24 protein-coding genes are annotated in these 22,898 nt (G+C 68.3%); 7 read left to right on the top strand and 17 right to left on the bottom strand.

Features of this window, described 5'->3' with window-relative positions; all coding sequences use genetic code 11:
- Positions 1 to 6 precede the first annotated feature (6 nt).
- The 10 genes from rfaE2 to ACP3TD_RS03440 all read right to left on the bottom strand — a co-directional run bounded on the left by rfaE2 (position 7) and on the right by ACP3TD_RS03440 (position 10,967).
- On the bottom strand, positions 7 to 1,554 hold the full coding sequence (gene rfaE2, locus ACP3TD_RS03485; RefSeq protein ID WP_426765468.1) for a D-glycero-beta-D-manno-heptose 1-phosphate adenylyltransferase: 1,548 nt from the start codon (positions 1,552 to 1,554) through the stop codon (positions 7 to 9).
- Positions 1,551 to 2,978 carry an aldehyde dehydrogenase family protein gene (locus ACP3TD_RS03480; protein WP_426765466.1) on the bottom strand — a complete coding sequence of 476 codons (1,428 nt, stop codon included), beginning with the start codon at positions 2,976 to 2,978 and terminating at the stop codon, positions 1,551 to 1,553. Before ACP3TD_RS03480 ends, rfaE2 begins: the two co-directional genes overlap by 4 nt.
- 56 nt (positions 2,979 to 3,034) lie before the next feature.
- On the bottom strand, positions 3,035 to 3,736 hold the full coding sequence (locus ACP3TD_RS03475; protein WP_426765464.1) for an SDR family oxidoreductase: 702 nt from the start codon (positions 3,734 to 3,736) through the stop codon (positions 3,035 to 3,037).
- 82 nt (positions 3,737 to 3,818) lie between these two features.
- Complete coding sequence (locus tag ACP3TD_RS03470) at positions 3,819 to 5,279, bottom strand: PfkB family carbohydrate kinase (RefSeq protein ID WP_426765462.1); 1,461 nt, start codon at positions 5,277 to 5,279, stop codon at positions 3,819 to 3,821.
- Positions 5,276 to 5,977, bottom strand: a complete 702-nt coding sequence (locus tag ACP3TD_RS03465; protein WP_426765460.1) for a D-sedoheptulose-7-phosphate isomerase — start codon at positions 5,975 to 5,977, stop codon at positions 5,276 to 5,278. Before ACP3TD_RS03465 ends, ACP3TD_RS03470 begins: the two co-directional genes overlap by 4 nt.
- Complete coding sequence (locus ACP3TD_RS03460; RefSeq protein ID WP_426765458.1) at positions 5,974 to 7,233, bottom strand: glycosyltransferase; 1,260 nt, start codon at positions 7,231 to 7,233, stop codon at positions 5,974 to 5,976. The genes ACP3TD_RS03465 and ACP3TD_RS03460 overlap by 4 nt, the downstream gene beginning before the upstream one ends.
- On the bottom strand, positions 7,230 to 8,258 hold the full coding sequence (locus tag ACP3TD_RS03455; RefSeq protein ID WP_426765456.1) for a glycosyltransferase: 1,029 nt from the start codon (positions 8,256 to 8,258) through the stop codon (positions 7,230 to 7,232). Before ACP3TD_RS03455 ends, ACP3TD_RS03460 begins: the two co-directional genes overlap by 4 nt.
- Positions 8,255 to 9,343, bottom strand: coding sequence for a glycosyltransferase family 9 protein (locus ACP3TD_RS03450; RefSeq protein ID WP_426765454.1), 1,089 nt, complete (start codon positions 9,341 to 9,343; stop codon positions 8,255 to 8,257). Before ACP3TD_RS03450 ends, ACP3TD_RS03455 begins: the two co-directional genes overlap by 4 nt.
- Entirely contained in the window at positions 9,343 to 9,879 is a 537-nt protein-coding gene (locus ACP3TD_RS03445) for a D-glycero-alpha-D-manno-heptose-1,7-bisphosphate 7-phosphatase (protein ID WP_426765452.1), read from the bottom strand. Before ACP3TD_RS03445 ends, ACP3TD_RS03450 begins: the two co-directional genes overlap by 1 nt.
- A 155-nt stretch (positions 9,880 to 10,034) precedes the next feature.
- The gene (locus ACP3TD_RS03440) at positions 10,035 to 10,967 is read right to left on the bottom strand and encodes a sigma-70 family RNA polymerase sigma factor (protein WP_426765450.1); all 933 of its coding nucleotides are present in this window, start codon (positions 10,965 to 10,967) and stop codon (positions 10,035 to 10,037) included.
- Positions 10,968 to 11,113: 146 nt separating this feature from the next.
- Here ACP3TD_RS03440 and ACP3TD_RS03435 point away from each other — a divergent pair, with 146 nt between their 5' ends.
- Positions 11,114 to 12,157 carry an NAD-dependent epimerase/dehydratase family protein gene (locus ACP3TD_RS03435; protein WP_426765448.1) on the top strand — a complete coding sequence of 348 codons (1,044 nt, stop codon included), beginning with the start codon at positions 11,114 to 11,116 and terminating at the stop codon, positions 12,155 to 12,157.
- 21 nt (positions 12,158 to 12,178) lie between these two features.
- Here ACP3TD_RS03435 and ACP3TD_RS03430 read toward each other — a convergent pair whose 3' ends face one another.
- The gene (locus ACP3TD_RS03430; protein ID WP_426765446.1) at positions 12,179 to 12,763 is read right to left on the bottom strand and encodes a hypothetical protein; all 585 of its coding nucleotides are present in this window, start codon (positions 12,761 to 12,763) and stop codon (positions 12,179 to 12,181) included.
- 256 nt (positions 12,764 to 13,019) lie between these two features.
- Between ACP3TD_RS03430 and ACP3TD_RS03425 the strand changes: the two genes are divergently transcribed.
- From ACP3TD_RS03425 to ACP3TD_RS03405, 5 genes are all read left to right on the top strand, one after another.
- Positions 13,020 to 14,030, top strand: coding sequence for a hypothetical protein (locus ACP3TD_RS03425; protein ID WP_426765444.1), 1,011 nt, complete (start codon positions 13,020 to 13,022; stop codon positions 14,028 to 14,030).
- Positions 14,030 to 14,458, top strand: coding sequence for a phage holin family protein (locus ACP3TD_RS03420; protein WP_426765442.1), 429 nt, complete (start codon positions 14,030 to 14,032; stop codon positions 14,456 to 14,458). Before ACP3TD_RS03425 ends, ACP3TD_RS03420 begins: the two co-directional genes overlap by 1 nt.
- A complete protein-coding gene (locus tag ACP3TD_RS03415; protein ID WP_426765440.1) occupies positions 14,455 to 15,117 on the top strand; it encodes a DUF3618 domain-containing protein in 663 nt (220 codons plus the stop codon). Before ACP3TD_RS03420 ends, ACP3TD_RS03415 begins: the two co-directional genes overlap by 4 nt.
- A 112-nt stretch (positions 15,118 to 15,229) precedes the next feature.
- Entirely contained in the window at positions 15,230 to 16,438 is a 1,209-nt protein-coding gene (locus ACP3TD_RS03410; protein ID WP_426765438.1) for a YihY/virulence factor BrkB family protein, read from the top strand.
- Between the two features lie 320 nt (positions 16,439 to 16,758).
- A complete protein-coding gene (locus ACP3TD_RS03405; RefSeq protein ID WP_426765436.1) occupies positions 16,759 to 17,016 on the top strand; it encodes a hypothetical protein in 258 nt (85 codons plus the stop codon).
- Positions 17,017 to 17,084: 68 nt separating this feature from the next.
- Here ACP3TD_RS03405 and ACP3TD_RS03400 read toward each other — a convergent pair whose 3' ends face one another.
- The 6 genes from ACP3TD_RS03400 to ACP3TD_RS03375 form a co-directional block, all read right to left on the bottom strand.
- A complete protein-coding gene (locus ACP3TD_RS03400; protein WP_426765434.1) occupies positions 17,085 to 17,837 on the bottom strand; it encodes a glycosyltransferase in 753 nt (250 codons plus the stop codon).
- Entirely contained in the window at positions 17,834 to 19,228 is a 1,395-nt protein-coding gene (locus ACP3TD_RS03395; protein WP_426765432.1) for a bifunctional PIG-L family deacetylase/class I SAM-dependent methyltransferase, read from the bottom strand. Before ACP3TD_RS03395 ends, ACP3TD_RS03400 begins: the two co-directional genes overlap by 4 nt.
- A complete protein-coding gene (locus ACP3TD_RS03390) occupies positions 19,222 to 20,262 on the bottom strand; it encodes an acyl-CoA dehydrogenase family protein (RefSeq protein WP_426765430.1) in 1,041 nt (346 codons plus the stop codon). Before ACP3TD_RS03390 ends, ACP3TD_RS03395 begins: the two co-directional genes overlap by 7 nt.
- Positions 20,263 to 20,343: 81 nt before the next feature.
- On the bottom strand, positions 20,344 to 20,823 hold the full coding sequence (locus tag ACP3TD_RS03385) for a Dps family protein (protein ID WP_426765428.1): 480 nt from the start codon (positions 20,821 to 20,823) through the stop codon (positions 20,344 to 20,346).
- A gap of 98 nt (positions 20,824 to 20,921) precedes the next feature.
- Positions 20,922 to 21,599, bottom strand: coding sequence for an O-methyltransferase (locus ACP3TD_RS03380; protein ID WP_426765426.1), 678 nt, complete (start codon positions 21,597 to 21,599; stop codon positions 20,922 to 20,924).
- Between the two features lie 97 nt (positions 21,600 to 21,696).
- On the bottom strand, positions 21,697 to 22,020 hold the full coding sequence (locus ACP3TD_RS03375; RefSeq protein WP_426765424.1) for a thiamine-binding protein: 324 nt from the start codon (positions 22,018 to 22,020) through the stop codon (positions 21,697 to 21,699).
- 120 nt (positions 22,021 to 22,140) lie between these two features.
- Here ACP3TD_RS03375 and ACP3TD_RS03370 point away from each other — a divergent pair, with 120 nt between their 5' ends.
- Entirely contained in the window at positions 22,141 to 22,761 is a 621-nt protein-coding gene (locus ACP3TD_RS03370; RefSeq protein WP_426765422.1) for a TetR/AcrR family transcriptional regulator, read from the top strand.
- The last annotated feature ends 137 nt before the right edge of the window (positions 22,762 to 22,898 follow it).

Below are 22,898 nucleotides of genomic sequence, written 5' to 3'. Positions count from 1 at the left end.
GCGGGGCTACTCCCCCGAGCCCTGCAGCGCCGTGGCAGCTCCCTGGCCGCCGCGGATGCGGTTGACCACTGCGGTGGTGGAACGTTCGGCCACGTAGTCCAGGATGGCCACCCGGCCACCCGACTCCTCAACTGCAGGTGTCTCCGCCAGCATTTCCGGCGTGTAGTCACCGCCCTTGGCGTAGACGTCGGGGCGGAGCTGCCGGATCAGCGGTTCGGCGGTGGGGGTGTCGAAAACGGTCACGTAGTCCACGCAGCTCAGGGCCGCTACCACTGCCGCGCGGTCCGCGACGGCGTTGATGGGCCGCCCCGGCCCCTTGAGGCGGCTGACGGAGTGGTCGCTGTTCAGCGCCACCACCAGGACATCGCCCAGCTGTTTGGCCTGGTTCAGGTAGCGGGTGTGGCCGCTGTGCAGGACGTCGAAGCAGCCGTTGGTCAGCACGATGCGCTGCCCCTCGGACCGGTGCAGGTCCAGTTGCTGTTGCAGCTCGTCAGCTCCCAGTGCGGTGTCCGCGAAGGCTGCCAGGTACCGGCTGAGCTGGCTGGTGCTGCACACCGAGGTTCCGGGCTGGTGCACCACGACGTCGGCGGCCGACTGGGCGAGGTCCAGGCTGGCCGTCAGCGGCAGCCCGGCAGAGCGCGCCAGTGTCAGCGCCGCCACGAAGGTATCGCCCGCACCGGAGGCCTGCTTCTCGGCAGCCGGGCGTGCCCAGGTGCGGTGGGTGGCGCCGTCGGGCCTGATGAGCACGGTGCCGTCCCGGTCCAGGGTGACCACCACCGCCGCGGCGCCGGTGGCTGCCAGCAGCGCCGGCGCCTGCCCGGTGACCGTGTCCGCCCGGTCCGGCCCGTCGGGGAGCCGGACATCGAGGAGCCGTGCGGCCTCCTGCGCATTGGGCGTGACCAGGTCCGGCCGCAGCGGTGCCCAGGGCCGAGGGTCATGGGAATCGACCACCACCAGCGGGCGTTTCCCGGCAGTCCCGGCACCGGCCAGCGCTGCCACCAGGCTTTCCTGCACCGGATCCGCGAGCACGCCGTTGCCGTAGTCGCACACCAGCACGGCATCCTGGCGTTCGACGGCGGCGCGCACCGAGGAGGCCAGCTCGGCGAGCGCTTCCGGGGGCACGGTCCGGGCGGCGTCGTCGATGCGCAGCATCACCTGGCCGCCGCTGCTGATCCGGATCTTGGTGGTGGTCACCATGTCCGGGTGGGAGTGCAGGCGCCGGACGTCGATGCCCGCTGCTTCGAGCTGGCGGCGCAGGTCCGCGCCGGCGTCGTCCGTGCCGATGATGCCGGCAACGGAGACCCGGGCGCCCAGGGCAGCCAGGTTCATGGCGGTGTTTGCCGCACCGCCGGGAAAGGAGTCCCGGACAGCGATGTCCACCACGGGCGCCGGAGCCTCCCTGCAGAGCCGCTCGATGGTGCCGCTCCACCAGCCGTCCAGCATGAGGTCACCGATCACCAGCACGCTCGGCTGCTCTGCCGCCAACCGTCCGGGCAGCCATTCGGCGAGCGCCCGCTGGATGGAAAGGTCGGCAGTTTCCGGGTCCAGGTTCATGGCCGGTCCTGTTCGGCGGAGGGCGCCGGTGGTGCGGAGATGTGGACCACCTTGACCTGGCTGAATTCGTCCAGCAGTTCAGGCCCGTAGCCGAACCCGGCTCCGCTGTCGCCGCGGGGCTGCGCTGCGCCGCCCGGGGCTCCGCCGAATACCGCGTTGACCTTGACCGTGCCCACCGGCAGCGCCGCCACAGCCTGCTGGATGTGGGCTATGTTGCTGCTCAGGACGGTGGCCGCGAGTCCGTACTTGCCGCTGCACGCGAGCCGCAGGCCGTCGTCGAACGAGTCCACCACCTGCACCGGGGCAACCGGGCCGAAGGTTTCCTCCGTCATCACCTGCATCTGTGCGGTGCAGCCAACCAGCACGGTGGCCGGGTAGAAGGATCCCGGCCCGTCCGGCAGGTCACCGCCCTCCACAGCAGTGGCGCCGGCCCCGAGGGCTTCGGTGACCTGCGCGTGGACCTCGTCGCGCATCCGCCCGTCCACCAGCGGGGCCACGGATCCGTTGCCGTTGCGCCGCGCGGCCTCCGCCTGGAGCGCCGCGGTGAATGGTTCCGCGATGTCCCGGTGGACGTAGATCCGTTCCACTGCCGTGCAGATCTGGCCGCTGTTGCTGAAAGCGCCGATGGCGGCCTGCTCCGCCGCCCAGGCGGGGTCCACGTCGCGGTCCACCAGGAGCGGATCGTTGCCGCCGTTCTCGCGAAGCACGTGTGCGCCGGTCAGGGCACCCGCCCGGGCAATCCTGGCGCCTGATGCGCTCGAGCCCACGTGCGCCAGTACGTCCACCCCGGCCTGGGACAGCAGGGCGCCAACCCCGGCACCGCCAGAAACGGTGAGGAACACTCCGGGCGGGAAGGCCGGCGCCAGGACCTCGCCGAGCGCCTCGCCCAGCCGCGGGCAGCGTTCGCTCGGCTTGTGGATGACGGTGTTGCCCGTGGCCAGGGCGGCACCGATCAGGCCGCAGGCCACTGCCACGGGGTCGTTCCACGGAGTCAGGAGGACCGCGACTCCGCGCGGCTCGGCCACGGTGTAGTCGGCGGCGAGCCGGTTGCCCCGGAGGCTGTGGCCCCGATGCACCGGGGCCAGTTCGGCGTACTGCTCAAGGGTGGAAACAGCCGCTGCGATGCCGGCCAGCGCTTCCCCCACTGGCCGCCCGGTTTCGCTGGCGTTGAGCCCTGCCAGCTCCTGCGCGGCGGAATCCAGGGCACGGGCCGCAGCCTTGAGGGCGGCCCCGCGGTCCGCAGGAGCGGTGGCAGCCCATTCCGGTGCTGCCCTGCGGGCCACCTCCACGGCACGGTTCACCGCTTCCGGCCCCGCCTCAGGGACTGTCCAAAGGACCTCGCCGGTGCGCGGGTCCGTGATGGTGATGCCGCCGGATTCGGCCGTGTCCCGGCCTGCTGGTGTGTGGATCGCTGTGGTGGGCATGGGGGGTTCCTCCCGTCGTGTGCGGACGTGGTATCTGGCCGGGCTTAGGGCCGGCTTTAGGGCCAGGACCCTTCTTCCTCATGGCAGATCAGCATTTCGCGGACCTCGCAGCCCCGGGGCTGGTTCAATGCGAACAGGATGGCCTGGGCGGTGTTGGCGGGATCGTTCAGGCGTGAATCGTCCTGCGGCTTGTACTGCTCGGTGCGGTCATCGAAGAACCGGGTCTTCATACCGCCGGGGATGATGGTGGTTACGCCGATCTCGCCCCCCGTTTCCGCCGCGAGGGCGTGGCTGAAGCCCACCACACCGAACTTTGAGGCGCAGTAGGCGGTGGCATCGGCCACCGCGCGTTTGCCCAGCGTGGAGGCGACAGTGATGACGCGGCCGTGGTTGGCCTTCAGGTAGGGCAGCGCAGCGCGGACCACGGAGACGGTGCCCATCAGGTTCACCCCGATGACCTTCTCCCATTCCGTGGCCTCCACGTCGGCAAGCTTGCCGCAGCGGTCGATGCCGGCCGCTGTGACCACGCCATCCAGGCCGCCCACCGTTTCAGCCGCCTCACGGACCGCCGCTTCCACGGCCAGCCGGTCCGCCACGTCCACTTCGAACGCCTTCACACCGGACACGCTGCTGATATCGCGGTCCAGCACCACGGGCGTTCCGCCTGCCTTCAGGACGGCTTCGACGACGGCGGCACCCAGTCCGGAAGCGCCTCCGGTAACCAGTACGCGCCCGGGGTTGTTGGCATCTGCAGTCATGGTGTTCCTTTCAATGGAAAATCAAATCGTCGGGTGTTGTGCGGTTGATCAGTTTCGTGCGGCATTGGGTGGATAGAGGAAGTCAGCCCACCTTGGCGAGAGCATCGGCCAAGCCGGTGGTGGACCGTGCCGGGTGGTAGGGAACAGTCACGCACCGGCCGCCCCAGCTCTCCACAAGCTCCGCTTCGGGCAGCCGGGAACCTCTGTAGTCGCCGCCCTTGACCCAAATGTCAGGGCGCAGCCGGTCCAGGGCAGCTTCCGGAGTGTCCTCGTCGAACACCATCACGGCGTCCACGCACTCCATGGCCAGCAGGAGTTCAGCCCGGTCCTGCTGGCCGATGATGGGGCGTTCCGCCCCTTTGAGCCGCCGGACCGAGCTGTCCGAATTCAGGCAGACGATGAGGCAGTCGCCGAGTTCGCGGGCGGCGGCCAGCGAGCGCACGTGGCCGGCGTGCAGCAGGTCGAAGCAGCCGCCCGTAGCCACCACCGTTCCACCGTTGCTGCGGACGCCGCGGGCCAGCAGCAGCGGTTCGGTGGCGCGCCGGAGCGGTGTGGGTCCATCCGCCGGCCGTTCCACCGACGCACCGGTTGGTGCCGATGCGTCCCCGCCGTCGTCCTGGGTCCCGCCGTGGTCCGCGCTCAGGTCCGGCAAGGCAGAGACACCACCGGCGCCCAGGAAGTCGGCGGCATCGTTGACTGCCAGCTCCGCCGCCTCGGGCAGGGCGCTGCCGGCCAGGAGGTGGACTGCCAGGCCTGCAACCAGGCGGTCGCCGGCCCCGCAGGGATCCCGGGCTTCCACCCGCGGCGCCGGAACATCCAGTGGGGCCACGCTGTCCCGCAGGACCAGCACGGCCCCGTCCGAGCCCTTGGTCACCAGGACCGCGTTGCTCTGCCAGCGTTCAACCAGGATGCGTCCGACGACGGCGGCCGGGTCGCCGGGCGCGCCGTTACCTGAAGCGGGGCTTGCGTAAGCGGCGGCGGCTTTGGTGGCCTCCGCCAGGTTGGGCGTTACCACGGCAACTCCCGGTACCGGTTCCGGCCCGGACGGATGCGGGTCCCAGATGACGGGCACCTCGGCCGTGAGCCTGGCAAGCAGGCGGCGCAGCTCCGGGCTGGCCGCTACTCCCCTGCCGTAATCGGCCACGATGATGGCACCGGCTTCCTCCACGGCGCAAAGCATGGCGGGCGACATCTCCGGTACCGGTGGCTTGCCGCATCCCTGGTCGAACCGGACCACCGCATGGGAGCCGGCCCGGACCCGGGTTTTTACCGGTGTGGGGTGGCCGCTGGGGCCGGACACCAGCCGCACGCCGGCGAGCTGGCCGCGGAGTTGCCGCCCGGCGTCGTCATCGCCGAACACCGCCACAAGGGTGACGGGCCAGCCTTCCGCGGCCAGCATCCGCGCCACCAGGCCGGCGCCGCCGGCGCGGCTGCGGATCCCGGAAACGTCCACCACCGGGACGGGTGCATCCGGGCTCAACCGGGTTGCCTCGCCGGAGAGATCCACGTCCAGCATCACGTCGCCCACCACCACGATCCTCATGGCCGGCCTCCCTGCTGCAGGATGGCGGGGCTGTGGCGGGCCACCTCGAGGTCAAAGGCCCGGCAGACGGCGTGCAGGGCGATCAGGTGGCCCTCCTGGGCGTTCGCGTTGAGGGCATCGATCATCACGGCTTCATCGCAGGCGGTGGCCAGGGGGTTTGGCCCTGCACCTGTCAGCGCCCAGGTGGTGATGTTCAAGCGGGACGCGGCCTCCGCGGCGCGCAGCAGGTTGGGGCTTTTGCCGCTGGTGGACAGCAGGACCAGCACGTCGCCGGAGCGGCCGTGGGCCCGCACCTGGCGGGCGAAGACGTCGTCATACCCGTAGTCGTTGGCGATGGCCGTCATGGCGGATGTTTCCGCGTGCAGGGAGATGGCGGAGAACGGGACCCGCTCGCCGTCGAACCGTCCCACCAGTTCGGCGGTGAGGTGCTGGGCTTCGGCGGCGGACCCGCCGTTTCCGGCTGCCAGCAGCCGCTGCCCGCGGAGCATCCGCTGCGCCAGTTCCACACCCCAGGCGGCGAGCCGGCCGCACTGGCTGCGCAGGGATTCCAGGGCGGGAACCACGTTGTCCAGGTGCAGCCTGACGGCGTCGGCGCTGGCGGAATCCACGTACGCAGCGCCGGGCAGCACCGCCGGAAGGGCCGGTGCCATGGCCAGATGCGCCAGGTCGATGTCGCGGAGGGACGATTCAGCAGTCACAGTGCCGCTCCTTCCATGGGGATGGCTGCCGGGCGGGCGGCGGCACCGGCCACCGCCAGCTTGTAGGCCTTTTCGGATTCCGCGGCCACCCGGTCCCACGAATAGCGAACACGCGCGCGGCGCTGGCCGGCATGACCGAGTTCGGTCCGCAGGGAGGGGTTGCCCAACAGCATGGCCAGTGCCGACGCGATGGCTTCCGGGTCGCGGGGCGGGACGTGCAGGCCGGTGGCATGGTCCACCACGGTGTCCCGCAGCCCACCCACGGCCGCGGCCACCACCGGCACGCCGCACGCCATGGCTTCGAGCGGAACGATGCCGAACGGCTCGTACCAGGGGGCACAGACCACGGCATCGGCACTGCGGAAGATGCCGGGCATGTCCCCGCGGGGCACCTGGCCTTCCAACACCACCTGATCCTGGACGCCGAGTTCTGCGGCGAGGTCCAGCAGCCGGCGCACCTCGGGGTCTGAGTGAAGGGCACCCGAGTCCCCGCCGCCGCCAACGATGAGGAGTTCGACGTCGGCAAAGCCCGCCGCGCGCAGGTGCGGCAGGGCGCGGATCACCAGGTCCACACCCTTGCGCGGCACCAGCCTGCCCACGGAAAGGATGCGGTGAGACCGGGGCTTGGCGTCCACCGGACCATCCGGCCCGAAGACATCCAGGTCCACGCCGCAGGGTGCGATGGAAATCTTTCCCGTGTCGATGCCCATGGCTTTGAGTTCGAACACCTCGTCCGAGCAGGTGGCAATGATCCGGTCCGCGGACCGCCCGACGCCGGGTTCAAGCCAGCGGCGCTCGTGTGGGCTGGTGTCCTCGGCACCCTGGTGCCGGCGCTTGACCGTGCCCAGTGCGTGGAAGGTCTGGATGACGGGGACCCGGTAGCCAGTGCCGGCCCGGCGGGCGGCGTCCAGGGCGGCCAGGCCGGACATCCAGAAGTGTCCATGGACCACATCCGGGGGCCGCTGGTCCCAGTCCCGGGCCACGCCGTCGGCCAGTTCACCCATGAACGGCAGCAGCTCGTCCTTGGGAACGTGCCGGGGAGGGCCGGCGTCTACATGGACCACTTCGAAATCGGGCCCTACCTTTACGCGGGCGGGAAGCTCCGTCGCGTCCCTGCGGGTGTACACGGTGACCTGGTGTCCGCGCCTTGCCAGCGCTTCGGACAGTGCGGCCACGTGGACGTTCTGCCCGCCGGCGTCCACCCCGCCCAGGGCTGCCAGCGGGCTGGCGTGTTCGGAAATCATCGCGATCTTCATGCGGTCTTCCTTTCTTGCGCCGGAACAAAGATCTGCCCGTCCGGCCGATGGCGGGCAGAGGGGCTGCGCCCGAGATCCGCCAGGAGCCCGTCCCAGCTGTCCTGGAATTTGCCCAGGCCGTAGCGGGCCAGTGCGGCCTCGCGCGCGGCGACGCCCCGCCGTCGTGCTTCATCCGGGTTGGCGACCAGCCTGCGGGCGCACCGGAGCAGCTCGTCGATGTCCGCGGACACTGCTCCGGCCTCCGGCGGGACTGCCCGGGGAGCTTCGGTGGCGGCCAGGACCACCACGGGCATGCCCAGGTGCATGGCCTCCAGCAGGGACAGGCCCAGGGAAGTCCAGCGCATGGGGTGCAGGTAGACGCGGCAGCGTGCCAGCTCACGGTGGAGTTCCTGCGTTCTCAGGTCGCCGCGCGGGGTGAGCCGGTCCGTTCCGATGCCGGCGGCAGCTGCCAGGCCCTCGGTCTTCATCCCGAACACCTGCAGGGGCGCCACGTCGGCGAAGGCGGGCAGCAGGTCCGTGCCCGTCACCCGGCCGCGGCGCACGGGTTCATTGACCACCACGCCCAGGTCCGGCAGTTCCCCCGTATAGAGCTGCCCGGGGTCGGGGATGCCGTGTTCGATGACTTTGGACAGTGCTGATCCGTTGTCCCACGCGAGCCGGTTGAAGTGGGTCACGTGCACCAGGGGGATGGTGTTCTGGTCCGCCAGCGGGTGCCGGGTGAAGGGGAAATCACCCTTGGGCGTGTTGTGCTCCACGAAGACCGCGGGCAGGTCCACCCCGGGTGTCCGGCCCAGGACCCGGGAGACTTCACTGATTTCTTCCGGCCGTTGAAGCACGACGGCGTCAATGGAACCTGCGTCCAGCGTCGCCAGGTCCACCTCCCGCACTGAGTCCGGCCAGTCCCTGCCGGCGCGGCCCAGGCCCCACGGCCCGCCTTCGGGCAGGACGGGGAGCAGGTACTCGTGCCTGCCGCGGACGAAGGCGTCCGTCCAGGATCCGTGGACATGCCAGAGCAGGATTCTCATCTGTTGCGGGCCTTTCTACGGGTACTGACGTGGGTGCTGAAGGAGCTCACTCCCCCGATCAGGCGTTCAACGGCTGCCACCACTTCTTCGGGAGATACGGCGTCCAGGCAGGGGTGGCCGGGGACGGGACAGATGCGGGCGCGGGTCATCCGGCAAGCCGCGTTCTGGTCTCCCAGCAGCTCCAGCGGCACCCCATACGGTGCCCAGCGGATGGCCGGGACCACGGGGGAAAAGAGGCAGGCCACCGGCGTGCCCACCGCTGCTGCCAGGTGGGCGGGGCCGGTGTTTCCGGTGACCACAGCATCGGCGCCGGCCATGACGCCCGCGAGTGTGTGCACATCGGTCCGGCCGCCGAGGTCCAGCGCGGAAGGACCGGCCACGGTTGCCGTCAACGAGGTTTCGCCGGGCCCGCCGGTCACCACCACGCGGTGGCCGGCGCCCTCGAGGAGTTCGACGGCGGCGGCATGGTGGAGCGGAGGCCACGCCCTGGCCGGCACGGCAGCGCCCGGGTGGACCACCACGTACGGCCCGTCGCCTACGAGGTCATGGACATCCGGGCCGGGATTGATGTGGAGCTTGCCGTCGTCGCCTTGGGGAAGCCTGAATCCCGCGGCTTCGGCGATGCCCAGCGCACGTTCGGCTTCCGGCTGGTCTTCGGGAAAATCCTCGCCGGGTTTGAGCCGCACATCGAGCAGGGAACCGGCATAGTCCGTGGAGGCGCCCGTGATCCGCTCGACCCCGGCCAGCCGGAGCAGGAGTGCCAGCGGCAGCGGGGACTGGTGGAACGACGTGAGAATGACGGCTTCGGTAATCCTGGAGTTGCGGACATACTCGATGAGGCGGTCCGCGTGGGGGCCCGTCATTTTGGGTGCCGGGTTCATGATCCACGGGCTGTCCCAGCTGTAGACCTCGGCGGCGCCGGGCAGGAGTCCCGCAGCAGCCTCACCCTGCCGGCCGCACAGCATCACCACATGGTTCGCGCCGCTGCCGTCCGGGATCCGGCCGTTGGCGACTGCCCGCACAGCGGGTCCGGCCAGGAGGACATCTCCCATGCTGTCCAGCCGCGCCACCAGCACCCGCCCCATTACGGTGCCTCCCGGAGCAGGACGACGGCGCCGGCCAGGTCATGTGCCACCAGCCGGGCGGCAGCCACTTCCTCTGCCCTGGTCACCGGGGTGGGTACCAGGACTCCGGTGGCTCCCGCAGCCTCGGCGGCCAGGACGTCTGCGCCGATGTCGCCGATCAGGGCAGCTTCGGATTCGTCAATGCCCAGCTTCCTGCAGGCGCTGTGAACCATTCCCGGAGCGGGTTTACGGCAGGCACAGCTGTCCTGCTCCGAATGAGGGCAGACTTCCCACACGTCGAAAGGGCCCAGAAGTTCCTCCACCCTGGCGTTGACGCTGGCCACGTCGTCCTCGCTGATGAGTCCGCGGGCGATGCCGGACTGGTTGCTGACCACGCCCGTGGCGATGCCGTCCGCCCGCAGGCTATCCAGCACTTCCCTCGCCCCGGGCATGGGCCGTACCAGGGCCGGGTTCCCGTTGTAGGGGACATCGACCACCAGGGTTCCGTCCCGGTCGAACAGGACGGCGCGGATCTTGTGAGTTGCGGAGCTTCCCATGTCAGTCCTGTTCCCTCCTGCTGCTGCTCCTAAACAGGCCATCGTTGTTTCGGGCGCCGGACAACGATGTGTCCGGCCCGCTGAACAGGCAAGATAGGAAATCTGTGGCGTGGCGCGCCCCGGCCGTGGCAGGGCCCGAAGTCAGTGCGGTCCAGTCACTGCGCCGGCGGCCGGCCAGATCCGCGGCGCCGGGCAGGTTCCCGATGGGAGAGTCCGGCTCGTTGGGTCTGCACCCGCCGCCCGGAGGTTGCAGTGCCGGGGCATTCGCCGGACGGCTGGTCGAGCCGGGAGCTGTTCTCGAGGCGGCGCTGGAGTTCCACCAGCACCCGGGCCAGCCGGCGTGAAACCTGCATTTGCGACATGCCCAGGCGCTTGCCCAGTTGCACCTGGGTTTCCTCGCAGAAGTAGCGGCGGTAGAGGAGCTCCCTGTCCGCCGGGTCAAGGTCAAGCATGGCATCGCGCAGGCAGGCCAATTCCTCCAGCCGTTCGAAGGGTGTGTCCGGGCAGGCGAGCATCTCACCGATGGACGGCGCGTCCGAATTCGGATTGACCGCATCCAGGGAGTCCGGGTGCATGCTGCTGGACGCCGACATGGCTTCCTGCACCGCTGCGGGGTCTGTCTCCAGTTCCCCGGCGAGCTCCTCCACGCTGGGAGTCCTGCCCAGCGCCTGGGTCAGTTCCGGTTCGGCCCTGAACATCCGGGTGCGCAGGTCCTGGATGTTCCGCGGCGGCCGGACCACCCAGGTCCGGTCACGCAGGTACCTCTTCAGCTCCCCGGTGATGGTGGGGGCGGCGTACGCGGGAAAGCTCTCGCCCTTGGACCTGTCGAAACCACGGGCGGCCTTGACCAGTCCCAGGTAGGCCACCTGGTTCAGGTCCGCCCGCTCGCGGCCGCGGGCTTCGAAGCGCGCAGCCAGTGCTTCGGCGAGGTCCAGGTAGCCCAGGACCAGGTCGTTTTCGAACGTTTCCCGCAACTGCCCCGATCTGGCGGGCGGATCGTGGCGCGAAGCGGGTGTTTGCGTCGGCGTGGACTGGGGGGCGTGGACGAATGGAGCGTCCATGGCAACTGGAGAGAAAGATTCTGGCATTGACGTTGGTTCCCTCGGGGATGGTTCCGAAAGCCTGCGGCAAGACTTAGAAGCAGCAAATCATAAGCTTGCTTATAAAACAATCCTTCTCGGCGATAGGCTCGTCTGGTACGCAGTTCTGTCCACCTTGCGTCAGGAGCACCCTCATGCGGATCGTCATCACCGGAGCCAGTGGAAACGCCGGCACGGCCCTCCTGCGGAACCTCCAGGGCCGGCTCGCCAGGAAACCGGGGAGCCTCCAGCTGGCCGGAATCAGCCGCCGCCCGCCGGATACCAGCCAGGCTCCCTACGCAGGGGTGGACTGGCACACCCTCGATGTGGGGCTGGAGCAGGACCGCCAAAAACTGGAAGCAGCGCTGGAAGGAGCTGACGCCGTCGTCCATCTGGCCTGGCAGATCCAGCCAAATCGGGACCTGGAGCAGCTGTACCGGACGAACGTCGTCGGGACCAGGCACGTGCTGGACGCAGCCAGGGCCGCGGGTGTGAAGCAAGTGGTCTGCGCGTCCTCGGTGGGCGCTTACAGCAAGTCGTCCAAGGACGGGCGCAGGGACGAATCCTGGCCCGCCCAAGGGATGCAGGGCTCCCACTACAGCCGGCACAAGGCTGAACAGGAAGCACTGCTGGACCGGTTCGCCGAGTCCGAGCCCGGCGTTGCCGTGGCCAGGCTCCGCCCGGGCCTGATCTTCCAGGGCGACGCCGGCAGCGAAATCGGCCGGTACTTCCTTGGCCCGGTGATTCCGCGGCTGCTGCCCGGCAAGCTGCGGATTCCGCTGCTGCCCGCACCGGACGACCTGGTGTTCCAGGCGGTCCATGCCGATGACGTGGCCGAGGCTTACTGGCGCGTGGTGGACCAGCGGGCCAGCGGAGCCTTCAACATCGCTGCCGAACCGGTCCTGGATCCCCAGGAGCTGGGCCGGATCCTTGGCGCCAAGAGAATCCTCCCCGTGCCCATGTGGCTGCTTCACCGGGCCGCCGGGCTGGCGTGGCGGCTGCGGCTTCAACCCACCGATTCGGGGTGGGTGGAGATGGCCGCCGGAGCGCCCGTCATGGACACCCGGCGGGCACAGCGGATTTTGGGGTGGGAGCCAAAGACCTCGGCTGTGGACGCAGTCCGGGAAGTGCTGGAGGGCATGGGTACGGGGAAGGGAGTAGCTCCCTCCCCCGTTCTGAAACCGCGAAGCGGCACGTAGCCGCGACGGTTCCCCCGCTGCCTAGATTCCGTCGCGCGGATTACGCTCCCCGTGCCGGATTTCGTCTACGCCGGCGTCGCCGGGCTGCCGGTCCCGTTCGTCCAGGCGCGGATCCCGCTCGCCTGGGCGCCGCTCATCACCAAGGGTCCGGCCGTCGGCATCGGCTTGCCCGCTCGCCGGCGCTCGATCGTCAGCCTCGCGGCTGCTTCCCGCGTGGTCGCCGTACACCGGGTCGCCGTGCGTGTGGTCACCAGGCCCGCCGGGCGCGTCTGACTGGCGTGGGCGCTGCTCGCCGTCATCGGCCCTGCGCGCCCGCCGGCCGGCGTCGTTCGTGACGTCGGGATCGATTTCGTCAGCCTTGCGTGTGTGATCGTCTACCTCGCTGCGGAGCGAACCTGCCTCGCGGGCTTTCTCGTCGGCTTCCTGGCGAAGGCGTGCGGCGTTGACCTGAGCCTGCTCGGCGTCAGCGCGTGCGCGGGCAGCCTTGGCCTCACGTTCGCGGGCATCGATTTCCTTGGTTTCCGCCTCCCTGCGGATTTCTGCTGCTTTTTCGCGGTGCTCCTGCTCGCGCTTTTGCTGCACGGCCTTCCGGCGCCGCCCACTCATCAGCAAGACAACAATCAGCAACACCACAACGACGGCAATGATTATCCAAATCCATGGAGCTGTTTCCACGCTACCCACCACTTTCCACTTCAGTTACGACCGGGCAGGCCCTCGCCGTCCGGCTGACTTTTCGGGTTCGGTTATAACTCGTTTACGAAGGGTACTTACCTTTCATTAGTAATCATGCTTATCATTTTACGGCCAGTATTGCTGGTTCTTGATCAACAACCGGCCTTCTTGGAAAGAGAGATGGAAGATGACAGAGAACCAATGGCCCGAGGACCCCAACGCGGTTCCCACGGCCAATACAGGAATTCCCGGCGAGCGGGCTGCAACCACCTTCCCCGCCACAACGACTCCACAGACGTCTGTACCCGGGACGGGTGGCTACCAGCCAGGTGGTTACCAAGCGGGCGCGCCGTCAGGCGGTTCGAAAACCGACGCGGCAAAGGCAGAGGCCTCAGACGTGGCAGGGCAGGCAACGTCTGCGGCCAAGGATGTGGCACATACGGCGAAGGAAGAAGCCTCCAACGTCGCAGCCGAGGCAAAGACCAACGCCAAAGACCTGATGAACCAGGCGAAGACCGGCCTGACCAGCGAGGCAGGCGCCCAACAGCAGAAGGCCGCGCAGGGGATCCGCAACATCTCTGACCAGCTGCACAGCATGGCCACCGCGCCCGAGCAGCAGGGTATGGCGAGTGACCTTATCCGGCAGGCAGCCGAACGCGGAGACTCCGTTGCGTCCTGGCTGGAGAACCGCGAGCCGGGCGACCTGCTCGGCGACGTGCAGCGGTTCGCCCGCAACAAGCCCGGGACGTTCCTGCTGCTCGCGGCCGGCGCTGGCCTGCTGGCGGGTCGCCTGACCCGAAGCCTCACCGCAGGCGCCCCGGAGGCATCCTCCGGCACCGGCACGTCCGGCACCCCGGGCAGGCACTCCGGGGGAGTCCAGTTCTCGGGAACCGGATATGGCGATCAGTACAGCGAGTCCTACCCACCAGCCGGTGGTACTGTCCCGCCTCCGCCGGTGCAGCTGCCCGGTCCGGCGACCACCACGGCAGGGTACGACGGCGGCGCTCCCGGCAGCGGGTATCCGGAACCTGCGCGGCCGGCCAGTGGGCTGGACAGCCCCCAGTTGGTGGAGGAGCCCTGGTCCGGAAACCAGATCGCCGAAGACCCCGTCTATGACCGCGAGCTGGCGGATGACCCCATGGCTAACGATCCACGCACCCGCGACCGGTCCGCGGACGGCGAGTCCGGCAGGTTCTGATGAGTAGCCAGATTCCTGAGTCGCCGGGCGTGGCGCACCAGAAAGCAGAGACCACGTCGCTGGGTGACCTGCTCGGCGATGTCACCCGGGACCTGTCCACCCTGATGCGCCAGGAAGTCGACCTCGCCAAAGCCGAACTCAAACAATCCGCCACCCGGGCCGGTAAAGGCGGCGGCATGCTCGCCGGCGCCGGCGTCGCAGGCCATTTCGTCCTGCTCTTCCTGTCCCTGGCCCTGATGTTCGGCCTCGGCGCCCTCATGCCCCTGGGCTGGGCCGCCGTGATCGTCGCCGCCATCTGGGCCATCGCAGCCGCGGTCCTGGCAAGCATCGGCCGCAAAGAACTCAAAGAAATCAAAGGCCTGCCCCAAACCGGCGAAACCCTCGCCGAAATCCCCCCGACCCTCAAACCAGGTGAGGTAAACCGATGAGCGAGAACCCCGACGCAATCCGAGCAGACATCGAAGCCACCCGCGCACGCCTCGGCACCAACGTCGACGCCGTCGCGGACAAGGTCACACCGTCCAACATCGTCCACCGCCAAACCGACAAGGTCAAAGACGCGGTATCAGGGGTCAAGGAGAAAATCATGGGAGCAGCAGACCACACCACCAGCCGAGTCCACGACACCGCGCACTCCGGGGCCGGGCACACCACCAACGCCCTGCACAGCACCGGCGACACCCTCCACGACGCCAAGGACAACGTCGCCTCCACCCTCTCCGACGCCGGCCACACCGTCGCCGCAGCACCGGACCGGGTCAAAGCCAAAACCCAGGGCAACCCCCTCGCCGCCGGCCTCATCGCCTTCGGCGCAGGCATGCTGATCTCCTCCCTGATCCCCGCCAGTGACAAGGAACGCCAGGCAGCAGACCAGCTCAAAACCGCCGCCGAACCCCTCACCACCGAACTCACCGACGCCGCCAAAGGCATGGTCCAGGACCTCAAAGAACCAGCCCAACACGCCATGGACAACGTCAAAACTACCGCCACCGACGGCATCGACCACGTCAAAACCGACAGCCAAGACGCCGCCACCGACGTCAAAGACCGCGCCACCACCGCCAAAGACACCATCCAAAACACCTAGGCAGCGGCAACTGCACGTCATTCCGTAGGCAACTGCATTACACGACAGGCCGGCCCCGCCCACCCGCGGAGCCGGCCTGTCTGGTTGGCCGCCTGACCGAGAGGACACCCCCATGGCAACTCACGACGCATCCGAAACCAGCACCGCGAAAGCGGGGCCGGCACCGGATCCAAACGACTCCAGGAAACCTGACAGCCCCAAAGAGCTGGTCAAGCCGAACTGGAAATACATCGCCAGGAAGACATTGCGCGAGTTCAGCAAGGACCAGTGCCCCGACCTCGCCGCTTCCCTGACCTACTACGCGGTCCTGTCCTTGTTCCCGGCCATCCTGGCCCTGGTGTCCCTGATCGGGCTGTTCGGCGATCCGCAGAAGACCACGGACGCGCTCCTGCAGATCGTCAGCGGGTTTGTCCCGGGCGAGACCGTGGACACCATCGGTGGGGTGGTGAAAGACCTGGCCAACGCCCCGGCGGCAGGATTCACCCTGGTCATCGGCCTGGCAACCGCGCTCTGGTCGGCTTCAGGGTACGTGGGTGCTTTCGGCCGTGCCATGAACCGCGTGTATGAAGTGGACGAGGGACGCGCGTTCGTCAAGCTGCGCGGCACCATGCTGGCCGTGACCGTGCTCGCGATTGCCATCATCGCCATCCTCGCCGGCATGCTGGTCCTGAGCGGCCCCGTGGCGGAAGCGGTCGGCGGCTTTATTGGGCTCAGCGGGGTTTTCCTCGCTGTCTGGAACATTGCCAAGTGGCCCGTGATGGTGGCGCTGATCATCGTCATTATCGCCGTCCTCTACTACGCCACACCCAACGTCAGGCAGCCAAAGTTCAAGTGGATGAGCATGGGCTCGGGCATCGCCTTGGTCGTTTTCCTGCTGGCCTCGCTGGGATTTGGCTTCTACGTGGGGAACTTCGGCAATTACAACAAGACCTATGGCGCCCTGGGCGGCGTGATCGTTATGCTGCTGTGGCTCTGGATCCTGAACATGTCGCTGCTCTTCGGAGCCGAGTTCGACGCCGAGACAGAACGCGGCCGCCAGCTCCAGGCCGGCATCAAGGCAGAGGAAACCATCCAGCTGCCGCCGCGCGACACCAAGAAGAGCGAAAAACTGCAGGCCCAGGAGGAAGAAGACATCAAGCACGGCCGCGAACTGCGTGAGAAATATGCCGCGGAGAACGGAGGCAGCGGTGACGCCGAAGCCACCGGCGCCGGGGAGGACGCTCCCTCTGAACCGCACCGGGAACGGGTCCGGGACAAGGTCCGCGACCGGGCCGGGAACGGCACGCCGGAAGAAGGGGACCGGGGAAATCAAAGGCACTAGGCAGAGGCCCCAAATTGGTAGAAGATTAATCAGGTCCTGAAGAGTTCCCGGGTGCATGAAGCCCGGGGTTAGGCGGGGCCGGCGGTGAGATGGCCTCTTCTGAGACCGAGGCCAGTCCCCCCAGTCGCCGTCGGCCCCCTGGACGGATTCCGTCCGGGCGGATCTCCCACGTGACCTGGCCATATGCCGTAGCGGGCAAGCCTCGCATAACTGGACAAAATGCCCGCGCTGAAATACCTTCATGTTTACCCTGCTGGCCTAACCTGGCAGGGCCGCTGAAGCAGACACGGCGGACATCACGGCCAACTTTGTGAGCGGATATGCCTGCCAACCATTTTGAAGATTTTCTTGCCGACGCAGTTGTTCCGGCAAAGGAACCCGGTCTCGGCCTCGGCCGCGACGAACTCTACGGGCTGTACACCAGCTGGTGCCTGATCCATAAGGTCCAGCTCCAACCGCCGGAAGAGCTGTGGGAGGCCCTGAAGCTGAAGGGTATCGATCCGGACAGCAACAACCTCTCCATGACCGGCCCCGCGGCAGCTGACTACATTATTGCCAGCGCACCAGACCTGGTCTGACCGCTATCTGAAAGGGCTGCCACGGCTTTTTCCGTGGCAGCCCTTTCGTGTCTCCCCAGTTCCTCCGCTCAGCCCTCTGCGCCACGCGGGTCCAGGGCAAGGGCAAGGAGGTAACCGGCGAACCCGCGGGGAGCACGCGCCTCCAACCTGCCGGAGGTGATGACGCGGTTGCTGTCGGTAGCTGCGATCACCGCGCCTCCGCTGCGGAGCTTCCTGACAAGGCTCCTGTCCTCCCCGGATTCTGCGGCGGGAAATCCTCCGGCTGCCAGGTAGGCGGATGCGCGGACACCGAGGTTGGCGCCGTAGACATGGTGGTGGTTGTCCTGTAGACGGTGCCGTGCATGCCACCGTTGCAGCAGCCCCGTGTCCATCCCGGCAGAGTCCGGTTCCACGGAACCCAGCACAGCGTCGGCGCCGGCATCAGCCAGTTCCAGTTGCCGGGTGAGCCAGTGCGCAGGAACGCGGGAATCGGCATCGGTGTTGGCAATCCAGATTTCCCCTGCGGGAACGCCCAAGGCGCCGGCTTCGGCCAGGACCATCCGGTTCCCTTCGCGCCTGCTCCGCCCAACGCTGCGGAAATCAGCTGCCAGGACGTTGAACTGGGGATCTGCCCCAGCAAACCGACCAGCCACGGACGCTGACAGGTCGGTGCAGGCGTCCAGGACCACCAGCACGCGGACGCACAGTCCGGGGCGCTGCACCTGAAGGACGCCGACGGCGGTGCGGACAGCCTCAAGTGCGGCGCCCAGGTGCCGCTCTTCGTTGTGGGCGGGGACCACCACGCCAAGATGGCTGACACGATGGCCGGTTGGAGCTGTCATTCCGGGGCCGTCCTTGCCGGAACGGGAGCCACGAGGACCTCCAGGAGGAAATCCCGTTCGCGGTACATCCCTGCCTGCCGCCAGCTCAGCCGCTCCCTGGCGAGGGCGTGGACGGATTCGCCATCAAGCTCCCAGCCCGCCACCGGGTGCCTCCAATGGCAGAGCACCAGCGTCCCGCCGGGCTGCATGGCCGCCTCCACCCGATCCCACATGCCGGCAAGCTCATCGCGGGCCAGGTAGTAGCCCACCTCGGACACCACGATGAGGTCGAAGGAGCCCTCCGGCCAGGCAGCCGGAAGCACGGCCTGCTCCACCGTGACGTGGTGCGCCCCTGCCAGCCGCTGTCTCGCGTGTTCCACGGCCACCCCGCTCGCGTCCACCCCAAGCAGGCTCCGGCACCGGGGAGCCAGGTCCGCCGTCAGGGTGCCGATAGAGCAGCCGATTTCCAGTCCTGCCCCGTAGGAGGCCTCCGGCAAGGCTGCCAGCGTCAGGGCACGCTTGCGCTGTTCGTACCAGCTGGAACCGTAATTCCAGGGGTCCTCGGTGCGCTGATGCACGCGGTCAAAAATCTCCGTGGCCTCACCGCTGCGATGCGATGGTTCCGCCGGTTTCCGCGGCGGTGTCCAGGCAAACATCTCGTAGCCCCTGGCGAAGTGCCGCAGGAAGCCCTCGCTGAGCAGCGCTTCGTCACCGGGGCCAGGCGACAGCGGCAGGACCTGCGTGGCATGCGCGGCCATTGCACGGTCCTTGGCTTGCCGGGCGGGCGGGTCCAGGTGGAACCTCATCCAGTCCCGCCAGTCCGAATGGTCCGGGCCGGCCCAGTGCCAGTACCAGATGGGATATTCGAGGAGGCCGTGGCCGCCCTCCGCCGCAACGTCCGCCGCCACTGCACCCAAGGCGTCGTGGTCGGCGTGGCCGTCCGCCCGGTACGGCGCCACGACCACCACGTCCCGGCGTTTCCCATCGGCGCCGGCGAGCCTGGCCGCGGCGTGCCGGACCGCATCAGCGATGGCATCCGAGTGCAGGCCCAGTCCGCGGTCCGGCATGCCAAGGAAATGCCACCGGCCCTCCAGCCCCAGCGCCGTTAGGGCTGCCGCGAACTCCTCCAGCCGTGCCGCGGCGAGCCGTTCGGGCGTGTGCGTTACGGATTCCGGGTGGGAGCCCTCGCCTGCCGTGCAGAGCAGCACTTCCACGGCCGCCCCCAGCTCGCGCAGGCTTGCTGCCAGCCCTCCTGCGCCAAGGGTTTCGTCGTCGGGGTGGGCGGCGAGGACCACGAAGCCCCGGGCGGCCAACTCGCCGCTGTCCAGGGGCAGCTCAGGGGCGGCGGACAATCCGGCTGCCATCCATACGTGTTCGGCTGTGCCCAGGTCCGCGTGGGAGAAGGTCACCATGGACAGTCTCCTTTGAGGGTCAGCGCGCCCAACTGGGCGTCGTCCCGGTGCCCGTGGTGCTGCCTGACATAGAGGGCCAGATCAGCCACCCTCTTGGCATACGCGGCGTCGAACGCCAGTGGCCCGGGCCCGCGGTTGGCCGTCACCAGTTGGAGGACGCGGTCGACGGCGGAGGCAACAGTTCCGCGGACACGCTGGGCCTCGCTCCAGTCGCTGCTGCTCCCGGCCGCGGTTCCAGCGGCGTCCACCCGTTCGGCGGCTCTGGCCAGGTACTGCAGTGCCGAAACGAGGACCCGGTCCGTTTCGCCCAGCGCAGCGAGCGCCAGCTGGTCCGGCTCACGGCCCGTTTCGGCGCCTTTCCGCAGGCCGTCCCGGAAGTCGCGGGCAACACCCACCGCTCCCCCGAGCCAGCAGGCGGCGACCCCCATACCGCCCCACGCGAAGCCGGGACGGCTGTGGTACCAGCCGCTGCCGCCCACAGCCGCAGCAGGTACGTGTTCGAAGGTCACCGTACCGCTGGGGATCTCGCGAAGTCCCCGGGCAATCCATTCCGGTTCCTCAGCCCTAACCCCGGCGTGGTGGAGGTCGACGGCGAACGCCGCCCGGCCGCCGTCGTCCGTGTGCGCGGTGATGACCGCATGGTCCAGCTGGCCTGCCAGGGAGCACCAGGGCTTTGACCCGTTCAGGACGTACCCGCCGCCGTTGGCCGTGGCCTGGAGTGGAAGCCCCGGGCCTTCGGCCGCGAAGACACCCCAGGAGCCTTCGCCCGCGTCGGCCGCTGCCGCTGCCTGCTTCAGGATTGCCGCGGCGTCGAGGTGCGGTTCGAAGACCCGGGCGGCAGCGACGTCCACGGCGGCCACGGAAGCGAGGAGCTCCCACAGCTGTGCGGTCCGGCCTTCGCCCGGCAACGGCCAGGAGCGTCCGGCCGCGACGGCGAGCTGAAGCAGAGCCGGCACATCCCCCGCTGCGCCGCCCACAGCCGCAAGACCGGGGGCAAGCCGCGCGAGCTCTTCCGCCGTGGAACTGAGAAGCACGGGCCGGACGGGGCTGCCGCCGGTTTCCGGGTTTACTTGCAGTCCGCCCCGACCGCTGTCCGGGCTGTCCCCCGCTGCCACCTACTTGCTGGCCGGCTCGGTCACCGCGGCGGTGGGCGCCATGGTTTCGGCGTTGACCATCCAGGCCAGCTGCTCCAGCAGTTCGATGATCTTGTGCAGCAGGTCTGCGCTGGTGGGGTCCTCATCGTCCACGTCGTCGTGGACATCACGCATGCTCTTCACGGTCCGCTCCAGCCGGGCGGTGATGAGCTTGACGGTGTCCTTCGTGGACGTCAGGCCCGCCGGGAATTCAGCCAGGCGGTTGTCCGCTGTGACCGTGCTGCTGCGGCCGTCCGGCAGGGCGTGCAGGGCCCGCATGCGCTCGGCGACCTCATCGGCGAACAGCCGTGCCGCCGTGACGATTTCATCCAGTTGCAAATGCAGGTCCCGGAAGTTGGTGCCCACGAGGTTCCAGTGGGCCTGCTTTCCCTGCAGGTGCAGCTCAATCAGGTCCGTGAGGACCATCTGCAGGTTGCTGGCAAGGGTGGGTGATGCCTTCATCGTTTTCCTCCATTGCGGCCTGTCCGGCTGCCCGCCAGCCGGACGCTTATTCTAAGCATACTTATCAATGGAGGTGCGGCGGGCGCTGGCGGGCGTTGTCAGGTGATGCGGGCCAGGGCGAAACCATCCCAGCCCTTGGAGCCCACGGTCTGGATGACGGTGGCATCCAGGCGGGGATGCTCCCCCAGCAGGGTGAGTGCGTCGATAATGCCGGGGGCGTTCACGGGATCCATCTCCGGATCCAGGACGGCACCTTCCCAGATGGTGTTGTCCAGCACCACGGTGGCGCCACGCCTGCCCAGCCGGACCGCCCAGTCAAGGTAGCGGCTGTTGTTCTCCTTGTCCGCGTCGATGAAGATGAAGTCGAACGGCTCGCGGCCCTCTTCCTCCAGCGCGGCCAGCGTCTCAAGCGCCGGGCCCAGCCGGATTTCAACCTTCTGGCCCAGTCCGGCGAAGTCGATGTTGGCCCACGCCACTTCGGCGTGCTTGGGGAGGAACTCGCAGGTAACCAGCGTGCCGTTGGCGGGCAGTCCGCGGCCCAACCAGATGGTGCTGAAGCCGGCAAGCGTACCAATTTCCAGGATCCGCCGGGCACCGGAGAGCTGCACCAGGAGCATCAGCAGCTTGCCGGCGTTGGGTGCCACCTCAATGGCCGGCATGCCCGCTTCGGCCGCGGACCGGATGGCCTGCTCCAGCGCGGGGTCCGGGTGGACCACCACCCGCGAGAGGAACTCTTCGGTGGCGATCCATTCCGGCCGGGGCTTGTGCTCGAACATGGGCACAGTTTGGCACGCGGCGATCAGCCGGTCCAGAGGCTACCGGCGGCCGGGACATCGACCGCCCCCACAGCGGAGGGTGACGGCAAAGCGCGGTTCAGGAGCCCTCCGCGAGCGCTTCTTCCAGCCGGTCCACCTTGGCCGTCAGTTCACCCGTGTAGCCAGGCCGGATATCGGCCTTGATCACCAGGGAAACGCGGCTGCCGTAGCGCCCTACGGCCTCGGTGGCCCGTTTGACGACGTCGAACACCTCATCCCATTCGCCTTCGATGGTGGTAAACATCGAATCGGTTGTGTTGGGCAGGCCAGAGTCGCGGACGATCTTTACTGCGGCAGCAACGGCGTCATGCACGGAGGCATCTCCGGGGCGTGAACCTTCGGTTGGAGTACCTGACGGGGCAACTGAAAAGGCAAGGAGCATGGGGCAAGTCTGCCACTGCACGCCACCAGGCAAAATCCGTCCGAACAGGGCCGGCGTCACAATGAGCCCCTACCCCTCAGTAACGGTGATGGGCTGACCCTCCATTGCTAACCTCATGGCATGAGCCTCGCAGTCGCCCGCAAGCCCCTCCGCGCCGACGCCGCGCGGAATGTGGACAAGATCATCACCGCGGCGCGGCAGTGCTTCCGGGAGTTCGGCCCCGAGGTTCCGCTGCAGACCATCGCTTCCACCGCCGGCGTTGGACCGGCCACCCTTTTCCGGAATTTTGCCGACAAGGAAGAACTGGTCCTCGCCGCACTGAACCGGCAGCTTCGGATCTCGGTTGACCCCGTGGTTGACGGCGCCCTGGCGGACATTGATGCCGCCAACGGGCTGTTCCGGGTGCTGGAGTCCCTGATGGACGCCGCCAGCGCCGACGCCAACCTGCTCGGTGCCGTGGCCGGGCGCCGCGGGCTCCTGACCGGCATCACAGGTTCCCTCATGGATTCCCTCAGCATCCTGCTGGTCCGCGGGCAAGGCCAAGGCAGCCTGCGGCAGGACATTTCCATGACGGACATGTTCCGTCTCCTGGCCATGCTGATCTCCGTGGTGGACACCATGGAACCCGGATCGGACGCCTGGCGGCGTCCACTGGCCCTGATGGAGGACGCCATCAGGTCAACACGTCCGGCACGTGCGCTTCCCGCGCACGTACCGGTGCCTGCACCCGCGGCACCTTAGCCGGCGCCACCACCCCGAAGGCCGCCCGCCCCGTCGGAACTAAGACCGGCCCGCCCTGCCTGTATGCCGCCAAAGGTACCGTTGTCCAGCTCTGTCTCCTGTTTTAGAATTCAAGAGGGTTACGCAGCCAGCCCACG

This window comes from Pseudarthrobacter sp. 1G09 (assembly GCF_050038305.1).
GTDB classification, from domain to species: Bacteria; Actinomycetota; Actinomycetes; order Actinomycetales; family Micrococcaceae; genus Arthrobacter; species Arthrobacter equi.
Note: the sequence above shows the minus strand (reverse complement) of the source record. Positions and strands in the feature narration are given on the sequence as shown.

Bases quoted from the DNA above. Each gene is read 5' to 3' on its own strand.
- rfaE2 (WP_426765468.1), bottom strand. From the start codon at position 1,554: ATGAACCTGGACCCGGAAACTGCCGACCTTTCCATCCAGCGGGCGCTC.
- ACP3TD_RS03480 (WP_426765466.1), bottom strand. From the start codon at position 2,978: ATGCCCACCACAGCGATCCACACACCAGCAGGCCGGGACACGGCCGAA.
- ACP3TD_RS03475 (WP_426765464.1), bottom strand. From the start codon at position 3,736: ATGACTGCAGATGCCAACAACCCCGGGCGCGTACTGGTTACCGGAGGC.
- ACP3TD_RS03470 (WP_426765462.1), bottom strand. From the start codon at position 5,279: ATGAGGATCGTGGTGGTGGGCGACGTGATGCTGGACGTGGATCTCTCC.
- ACP3TD_RS03460 (WP_426765458.1), bottom strand. From the start codon at position 7,233: ATGAAGATCGCGATGATTTCCGAACACGCCAGCCCGCTGGCAGCCCTG.
- ACP3TD_RS03455 (WP_426765456.1), bottom strand. From the start codon at position 8,258: ATGAGAATCCTGCTCTGGCATGTCCACGGATCCTGGACGGACGCCTTC.
- ACP3TD_RS03450 (WP_426765454.1), bottom strand. From the start codon at position 9,343: ATGGGGCGGGTGCTGGTGGCGCGGCTGGACAGCATGGGAGATGTCCTC.
- ACP3TD_RS03445 (WP_426765452.1), bottom strand. From the start codon at position 9,879: ATGGGAAGCTCCGCAACTCACAAGATCCGCGCCGTCCTGTTCGACCGG.
- ACP3TD_RS03440 (WP_426765450.1), bottom strand. From the start codon at position 10,967: ATGCCAGAATCTTTCTCTCCAGTTGCCATGGACGCTCCATTCGTCCAC.
- ACP3TD_RS03435 (WP_426765448.1), top strand. From the start codon at position 11,114: ATGCGGATCGTCATCACCGGAGCCAGTGGAAACGCCGGCACGGCCCTC.
- ACP3TD_RS03430 (WP_426765446.1), bottom strand. From the start codon at position 12,763: ATGAGTGGGCGGCGCCGGAAGGCCGTGCAGCAAAAGCGCGAGCAGGAG.
- ACP3TD_RS03425 (WP_426765444.1), top strand. From the start codon at position 13,020: ATGACAGAGAACCAATGGCCCGAGGACCCCAACGCGGTTCCCACGGCC.
- ACP3TD_RS03420 (WP_426765442.1), top strand. From the start codon at position 14,030: ATGAGTAGCCAGATTCCTGAGTCGCCGGGCGTGGCGCACCAGAAAGCA.
- ACP3TD_RS03415 (WP_426765440.1), top strand. From the start codon at position 14,455: ATGAGCGAGAACCCCGACGCAATCCGAGCAGACATCGAAGCCACCCGC.
- ACP3TD_RS03410 (WP_426765438.1), top strand. From the start codon at position 15,230: ATGGCAACTCACGACGCATCCGAAACCAGCACCGCGAAAGCGGGGCCG.
- ACP3TD_RS03405 (WP_426765436.1), top strand. From the start codon at position 16,759: ATGCCTGCCAACCATTTTGAAGATTTTCTTGCCGACGCAGTTGTTCCG.
- ACP3TD_RS03400 (WP_426765434.1), bottom strand. From the start codon at position 17,837: ATGACAGCTCCAACCGGCCATCGTGTCAGCCATCTTGGCGTGGTGGTC.
- ACP3TD_RS03395 (WP_426765432.1), bottom strand. From the start codon at position 19,228: ATGGTGACCTTCTCCCACGCGGACCTGGGCACAGCCGAACACGTATGG.
- ACP3TD_RS03385 (WP_426765428.1), bottom strand. From the start codon at position 20,823: ATGAAGGCATCACCCACCCTTGCCAGCAACCTGCAGATGGTCCTCACG.
- ACP3TD_RS03380 (WP_426765426.1), bottom strand. From the start codon at position 21,599: ATGTTCGAGCACAAGCCCCGGCCGGAATGGATCGCCACCGAAGAGTTC.
- ACP3TD_RS03375 (WP_426765424.1), bottom strand. From the start codon at position 22,020: ATGCTCCTTGCCTTTTCAGTTGCCCCGTCAGGTACTCCAACCGAAGGT.
- ACP3TD_RS03370 (WP_426765422.1), top strand. From the start codon at position 22,141: ATGAGCCTCGCAGTCGCCCGCAAGCCCCTCCGCGCCGACGCCGCGCGG.